This window comes from Acidovorax sp., from assembly GCF_022763525.1.
In the GTDB taxonomy this organism is placed as follows: domain Bacteria; phylum Pseudomonadota; class Gammaproteobacteria; order Burkholderiales; family Burkholderiaceae_C; genus Acidovorax.
Genome location: NZ_JALEGG010000277.1, coordinates 1 through 7,377 on the forward strand (window position 1 = coordinate 1; position 7,377 = coordinate 7,377).

General features: G+C 66.4%; 6 protein-coding genes. All 6 read left to right on the forward strand.

The features are described 5' to 3' along the window. Positions 1–183 precede the first annotated feature (183 nt). Positions 184–627 (forward strand): hypothetical protein, encoded by a 444-nt coding sequence (locus tag MRY84_RS21185; RefSeq protein WP_291507656.1) that lies wholly within the window; start codon positions 184–186, stop codon positions 625–627. Between the two features lie 102 nt (positions 628–729). After that, the gene (gene miaB, locus MRY84_RS21190; RefSeq protein WP_291507657.1) at positions 730–2,073 is read left to right on the forward strand and encodes a tRNA (N6-isopentenyl adenosine(37)-C2)-methylthiotransferase MiaB; all 1,344 of its coding nucleotides are present in this window, start codon (positions 730–732) and stop codon (positions 2,071–2,073) included. A 20-nt stretch (positions 2,074–2,093) separates the two neighbouring features. Beyond that, a complete protein-coding gene (locus tag MRY84_RS21195) occupies positions 2,094–3,557 on the forward strand; it encodes an ATP-binding protein (RefSeq protein WP_291507660.1) in 1,464 nt (487 codons plus the stop codon). Further along, positions 3,547–4,299 (forward strand): hypothetical protein, encoded by a 753-nt coding sequence (locus MRY84_RS21200; RefSeq protein ID WP_363317577.1) that lies wholly within the window; start codon positions 3,547–3,549, stop codon positions 4,297–4,299. Before MRY84_RS21195 ends, MRY84_RS21200 begins: the two co-directional genes overlap by 11 nt. A 17-nt stretch (positions 4,300–4,316) precedes the next feature. After that, positions 4,317–5,744 (forward strand): sigma 54-interacting transcriptional regulator, encoded by a 1,428-nt coding sequence (locus MRY84_RS21205; RefSeq protein WP_291507658.1) that lies wholly within the window; start codon positions 4,317–4,319, stop codon positions 5,742–5,744. Between the two features lie 181 nt (positions 5,745–5,925). Further along, the coding region (locus MRY84_RS21210; RefSeq protein WP_291507659.1) for a glucan biosynthesis protein G at positions 5,926–7,377 on the forward strand (1,452 nt) is incomplete at its 3' end.

Here is a 7,377-nt window from a genome sequence, read left to right on the forward strand (position 1 = left end):
CTGTGGGTTTTTTATTTGGCAGGCCCTCTGCAAAACCATAGCAGCTGGCGCTTTATTCGATGGGCCTTGAGGCAAATTTCTTTGCCAAAGCCATAGGGGACAAGCGCGACCAGCTATGTTTTTGATAGCCACGGCGGGACCTCCCGCTTTTAGAATCGCTGTTTCAGCCCCTGGATGTAAACCATGAACCGCTGCACCACGACTCCCTCGTTTCCTTTGACCGCATCTTCGCGCGCACGCCAGTTCATGGCCGGTGTAGCCTGCGCGCTGCTGTGCACGGCCTTGCCGGCCGCGGCCCAGGTCCAGCCCGGCCTGGGCGGCATGCGGACCTTTCCGGACGCAGCCCAGCGCGGCAACCTGACCATCACCTCGGTATCGGAAGCCTCGCTCAACGGCCGGCCGATCCGCATGGCACCCGGCATGCGCCTGCTCAGCCCGCAGAACACGCTGGTGATGCCGCACACGGTGGTGGGCCAGAGCTACAAGGTCAACTACGTCATCGAAGCCAGCACCGGCATGCTGATCACGGCCTGGATCCTCACCCAGGGCGAAGCCGAACAACCCCGCAAGGGCAGCGACACGGTCGAGCGCAACTTCCGCGCCGAATCCGACACCCTCCAGAAGTAACGCAGCGACCATGCCTGCTCCGGCACGGGGCGAACGGTCGAATGCCCGCAGCGCACTCCGGCGCTGCACTCCCTTTCCTTTCTGATTGCAAGCGAGCCAGCCATGGCCAAAAAAGTCTTCATCAAAACCTTTGGCTGCCAGATGAACGAGTACGACTCGGACAAGATGGCCGACGTGCTCAATGCCGCCCAAGGCTACGAGCCCACGCAGAACGTGGACGAGGCCGACCTGATCCTGTTCAACACCTGCTCGGTCCGCGAGAAGGCGCAGGAGAAGGTCTTCAGCGACCTGGGCCGCATCAAGCACCTGAAGGCTCGCGGTGTAAAGATCGGCGTGGGCGGCTGCGTGGCCAGCCAGGAAGGCGCCGAGATCATCAAGCGCGCGCCGTATGTGGACGTAGTGTTCGGCCCGCAGACCCTGCACCGCCTGCCCGAGATGCTGAATCAGCGCGAGCGCCTGGACAAGCCACAGGTGGACATCAGCTTTCCCGAGATCGAAAAGTTCGACCATCTGCCACCGGCCCGCGTCGAGGGCGCATCGGCTTTTGTGTCGATCATGGAAGGCTGCAGCAAATACTGCAGCTACTGCGTGGTGCCCTACACCCGCGGCGAGGAAGTCAGCCGCCCCTTTGACGACGTGCTGGTGGAAGTGGCCGGCCTGGCCGACCAGGGCGTGAAGGAAGTCACCCTGCTGGGCCAGAACGTGAACGCCTACCTGGGCAAGATGGGTGGGACCGCCGACGTGGCCGACTTTGCCCTGCTGCTGGAGTACGTGGCAGACATTCCCGGCATTGAGCGCATCCGCTACACCACCAGCCACCCCAACGAATTCACGCCCCGGCTGATCGAAGCCTACGCTCGCATTCCCAAACTCGCCAGCCACCTGCACCTGCCCGTGCAGCATGGCAGCGACCGCATTTTGATGGCCATGAAGCGCGGCTATACCGCCATGGAATACAAGAGCACGGTGCGCAAGCTGCGCGCCATCCGCCCCGACCTGGCCATGAGCAGCGATTTCATCGTGGGCTTCCCCGGCGAGACGGAAGATGACTTCCGCAAAATGATGAAGCTCATCGACGACATCCACTTCGACAACAGCTTCAGTTTCATCTTCAGCCCCCGGCCCGGCACGCCCGCCGCGGGCCTGCATGACGACACCCCGCACGACGTGAAGCTGCGCCGTCTGCAGGAGCTGCAAGCCGTCATCAATGCCAACATCAAATCCATCAGCGAAAGCCGCGTGGGCACGGTGCAGCGCATTCTGGTGGAAGGAGCCTCCAAGCGCGATGCGGGCGAGCTGATGGGCCGCACTGAATGCAACCGCGTGGTCAACTTTGCCGGCAACCCCCGCCTGGTGGGGCAGATGGTGGACGTGACGATCACCGAAGCCAAGGCCTACACCCTGCGCGGCGAAGTCCGCCTTCGCGAGGCGACACCTGTCGCCTGAGGTGCCACTAGCGCATGGCCATGCCGACCGAGCCCTCGCAGCCAGCAGATCTGCGCAAGACCGAAGGTCCGCTGCACGGCCTGTCATTCCAGCAGCTGCTGCTGTTGGCTTTTTTGCTGATTGCGGGGTTGCTGGGCGTGAGCTCGCTGCGCGCGCTGCACACGCTCGAGCAGCTCATGGTGCAAAGCCGCCTTGGCGCCGCCGAGGCCACCGCGCTGGGCACGGCCGCGCAGGCGTTGAACCAGCGCGGCCAGGCCCTCGAACGTGCGGCCCGCCAGTCGCTCGTGCTGCGGGACGCGCAGCTGCGCCGCAGCTTCAATGAAATGGCCTTGGAGGCCCAGGGCACGCTGGAACAGCTGCAAAAGGGCGGGATTGCGCCAGAGCAGGCGGCGCAGTGGCGCACGCACCTGGATGCGGTGAAGTCGCTGCTGGAAGCGCCGCCCGAACGGGCGCTGGAGAACGAGCAGTTGGTGGCCGAAGAATTCGTCACGCTGGAGACCCTGCACGGCGCCATTGCGCAATCGGTGCAGGACATCAACGCGCAGCGCAACCGGGATCTGCAAGACCGCTTGGAGGCGAGCCGGCGCAGCGTGACCCACCAGGTCGTCGGCGTGATCGTGCTGGCGCTCGTCCTGGCCCTGGCGCTGGGCATCTGGCTGGCCCGGCCGTTCAAGCGGCTGGAAGGCGCGATCCGCCAGCTGGGCGAGAACCGCCTGGAAGCGCCCCTCTTGATTTCAGGCCCCGATGACGTGCGCCGAGTGGGCCAGCAGCTTGAATGGCTGCGCCTGCGGCTGTTGGAACTGGACGCCGACAAGGCGCGGTTCCTGCGCCATGTTTCGCACGAGCTCAAGACGCCGCTGGCCGCGCTGCGCGAGGGCGTGGCACTGTTGCAAGACGGGGTCACGGGCGAACTCAACCCCGGCCAGCGCGAAGTCGCGCAGATCCTTCACCACAACACCCTCGTCTTGCAGGAGGAGATCGAAGCCCTGCTGCGCTTCAACGCGGCTGCCTTTGAAGCACGCCAGCTGCAGCGGCGCGACACCGATCTGCTCGCGCTGCTGGAGGCCCAGGTCGAATCCCAGCGCTTGCAATGGCAGGCGCGGGGACTGCGGGTGCTGGTGGAAGGGCCGGCGGTCTCGCTGCAGATCGACGCAGAAAAAATCGCGTCCGCCGTCAGCAACCTGCTGTCCAACGCCATCCGTTTTTCGCCCAAGGGGGGAACAGTGCGCCTGTCGCTCTCGCGCCAGGCGGACCATGTGCGCGTGGACATTTACGACCAGGGACCCGGCGTCGCCAAGGCCGATCGGGATCGCGTGTTCGAGCCTTTCTATCGGGGCTCACGACAGCCCGAGGACGCCGTGCGCGGCACGGGCATCGGCCTGTCCATCGTCCAGGAATATGTTGTCGCCCACGGTGGGCGCGTGCATCTGGTCGAAGAGGGCCTCCATTCATTCTTTCGCATGGAACTACCGCATGCTGCCTAGTCGTTTCTCCATCCGCCGGACTGCGGGGTTCGCCCATGTCGCCGGTATCACGCGGTGGCCGCGTCCTTCGGCGGCCGCGCTGGCATTGGCGGCAGCCCTGGGGCTGGGCGGCTGCAGCGCGACTTCGCCGCAGGCAGTCGTCGCGCCCGCTCAAGAGCCTGCGCCGGCCGAAGCCCCGGCGGCAGCGGCGGAAGCGGCTGCCGCCGCTGCACCAGCCGCATCCGCACCCGAAGCCCTGCAAGACCCAGCACCCTCCGGGGCGCACACCCCCTCGGCAACCGATCGGGTTGGGCAGGTGCTTGCCCGCACCGACCGCACCCTGCGCCTGGCACCCGCCGAGTTGGCGCGCGAGATCGCGCGGCTGGGCGAAGCGGAGGACGCCTCGGCCGAGACACCGCTGCTTCTGGCCACCGCACTGGCCCAGACACGCCAGCCCGCCGACACCGCCCGCGCGCTGGGTCTGGTGCAACGCGTGCTGTCCAACCAGGCAGAAGCGGCGCAGGCGCTGCACCCGCTGGCGCGGTGGATGGAAGCGCGGCTGTTGCAGCAGCGCCGGCTGGAAGAACAACTGGAGCGCCAGGCGCAGCAGCTGCGCGATGCCCAGCGTCGCAACGACCAGCTCAACGAGCGCCTGGAGGCCGTGCGGGCGATTGAGCGGAGTCTGACCACTCGCCCCGGCCCCGCACCGGCCACTCCCGCCCCCGCCGCCGGCAGCACCGCCCCGGCACGCCCCGCGCCCTGACACCGGGAGACCTCGCCATGCCCTCCTCTACCACCACTGCCGCCGCCCCCTCCCGCCCATCGGCCGCCGCCCGCATCCTGGTGGTGGACGACGACGCCGACATGCTGCGGCTCTTGTCGCTGCGCCTGCAGGGCGCGGGCTATGAAGTGGTGGCGGTGGGCTCGGCCGAGGCGGCGCTGGCGCAGCTGGACATGGCGCGCCCGCAGCTGGTGCTGAGCGACGTGCGCCTGCCCGGGCGCGACGGCCTGGCACTGTTCGACGAAGTGCGTTCACGGCATCCCTCGCTGCCCGTCATCCTGCTCACCGCCCACGGCACCATTCCCGATGCGGTGGAAGCCACCTCGCGCGGCGTGTTCACGTACCTGACCAAGCCCTACGACGGTAAGGATCTGCTGGAGAAGATCGCGCAGGCGCTGGCGCTCAGCGCACCCGCTGCCACGCACTCGCATGCCAACGAAACCTGGCGCGCGGACATCGTGAGCCGATCCAACCGCATGACCGACCTGCTGGCAGAGGCCTACATGGTGGCGCAATCCGATGCCAGCGTCCTGCTGCTGGGCGACAGTGGCTCGGGCAAGGAGCTGCTGGCACAGGCCATTCATCGCGCCAGCCCCCGTGCGCGCCACCCGTTCGTTGCCGTCAACTGCGGCGCCATCCCCGAGGCACTGCTGGAATCCGAACTGTTTGGCCACGTCAAGGGCGCATTTACCGACGCCGTGAGCAACCACAAGGGCCTGTTCCAGGCCGCCGAGGGCGGAACACTGCTGCTCGATGAAATCGGCGATATGCCCCCCGCGCTGCAGGTCAAGCTGCTGCGCGTGCTGCAGGAGCGCGCGGTGCGTCCCGTGGGCGCAAGCCAGTCGATTCCGATCAACGTGCGCATCATCTCGGCCACCCACCGCGACCTGGAGGCCGCCATGGCCACCGCCCAGTTCCGCGAGGACCTCTACTACCGCCTCAACGTGGTGACCCTGGTGCTGCCCACGCTGGCCGACCGGCGCGAGGACATCGCCCTGCTCGCCAACCACTTCCTCGACAAGCTGGCCCGCAAATACGACAAGCGCCTTTCGGGCTTTGCGCCCGAAGCCTTGAAGGCGCTGACCATGGCGGCCTGGCCGGGCAATGTGCGCCAGCTGTACAACGTGGTGGAGCAGGTCTGCGCCCTGTCCACCACCCCCCTGGTGCCGCTGACGCTGGTCCAGCGGGCGCTGCGCACGCCGTCCACCCAGGTGCTGAGCTTCGCCGAGGCCCGCCAGCGCTTCGAGCGCGAATACTTGGTGGGCTTGCTGAAAATGACCGATGGCAACGTGGCGGACGCTGCGCGCCTGGCGCAGCGCAACCGCACCGAGTTTTACCGGCTGCTCCAGAAGCACGCCCTCACCCCCGGAAATTTCAAGAGCGAAGGGGCCGACCCCGACGACGTCGCCGGGGAGCGACACGACTAAACCCTTGATTTCATTGAAATTTTCAGCAGCGCTGCGCAGCCCTGTCGCCGAACGGCGACAAAAACCGCAGGTTTGGGAGCCCAGCCGGAGCCCGCACAACTGCTTACATGCAATTGCCTCTCCAACCCATTGATTTCAAATAGCTTTTTGAAGCTGGCACAGGGTTTGCCCTATGACCAGCATGCAAGCTGTTTTTTCCCTTCTTTCGCGCTCGGCCCGGCAAGGTGCGCAGCCGGCCGTCTGGCTGGCGGCGGCCCTGGTAGCTGGGGCAGCGCAAGCGCAAGGCTTTGATTTCGACAGCGTGACCCGCCTGGCCCGCGAGCGGGCCGAGAAGCCCTACCGCGCTGCCAGCGACAAGCTTCCCGCCGACCTCGCCAAGCTCAACTACGACCAGGTCCGCGACATCCGGTGGCGCCCCGACCGCGCCCTGTGGCGTGCGGAGAAGCTGCCGTTCGAGGCCATGTTCTTTCACCTGGGCCTGTACCAGAAGGAGCCGGTGCTGATCAACGAGGTGACGCCCCAAGGGGCGCGCCACATCAGCTACAGCCGTGCGGATTTCGACTATGGCAAGAACCAGGTCAAGCCGGAGGCCTGGGGCGACCTCGGCTTCGCGGGCTTTCGCCTGCACAACCATCTCAATTCGAACGCCTACAAGGACGAGCTGGTGGTGTTCCAGGGGGCCAGCTACTTCCGCGCCCTGGGCAAGGGCCAGCAATACGGCCTGTCCGCGCGGGGTCTGGCCATCGACACCGTGGGCGGCAGCGGCGAGGAGTTTCCACGCTTCACGGAGTTCTGGCTGGTACGGCCCGATGCGCTGTCCACCCAGGTCACGGTGTATGCGCTGATGGATTCCCCGCGCGCCACGGGTGCGTTCCGCTTTGACATCCAGCCGGGCACGAACACCACGACCACCGTGCGCAGCCGCATCTTTGTGCGCCCAGGCAGCGGCAAACCGATTGCCACCCTCGGCATTGCACCACTGACCAGCATGTTCTTCTTTGGCGAAAACCAGCCGCGCAAGGACGACTTCCGGCCTGAAGTGCATGACTCGGACGGCTTGATGATCGCGACCGGCGAGGGCGAATGGCTCTGGCGCCCACTGCAGAACCCCAAGCAGACGGTGGTGACTTCGTTCGCCACCAAGAACCCCAAGGGTTTTGGCCTCATGCAGCGCGACCGCCAATGGTCGAACTATGAGGATGTCGAGGCCCGCTATGAACGCCGCCCCAGCGCCTGGGTCCGCCCCCTGCACGACTGGGGCGCGGGCCGCGTGGAACTGGTGCAGCTGAACACCCCCGATGAGACGCACGACAACATCGTGGCGTATTGGGTTCCTGCCCAGATGCCGCCCCCGGGACAGCCGCTGGAGTTCTCGTACGAACTGAGCTGGCAAGGCGACGAGCAGCAGCGTCCCCCCGGCGCCTGGGCTGCGCAATCCCGGCGCGGCATGGGCTACACGAAGCAGACCGCGGAAGCCCTGCGCCAGCAGACGCAGTACGTGATCGATTTCGACAGTCCGGCTCTCAAGGCCCTGCCGGCCGACGCACCGCTCAAGGCGGTAGTGACCAGCGACGCCAACGGCAAGGTGCTGGAAAGCAACGTCTACCGCAACCCGGCCACCGAACAGTGGCGC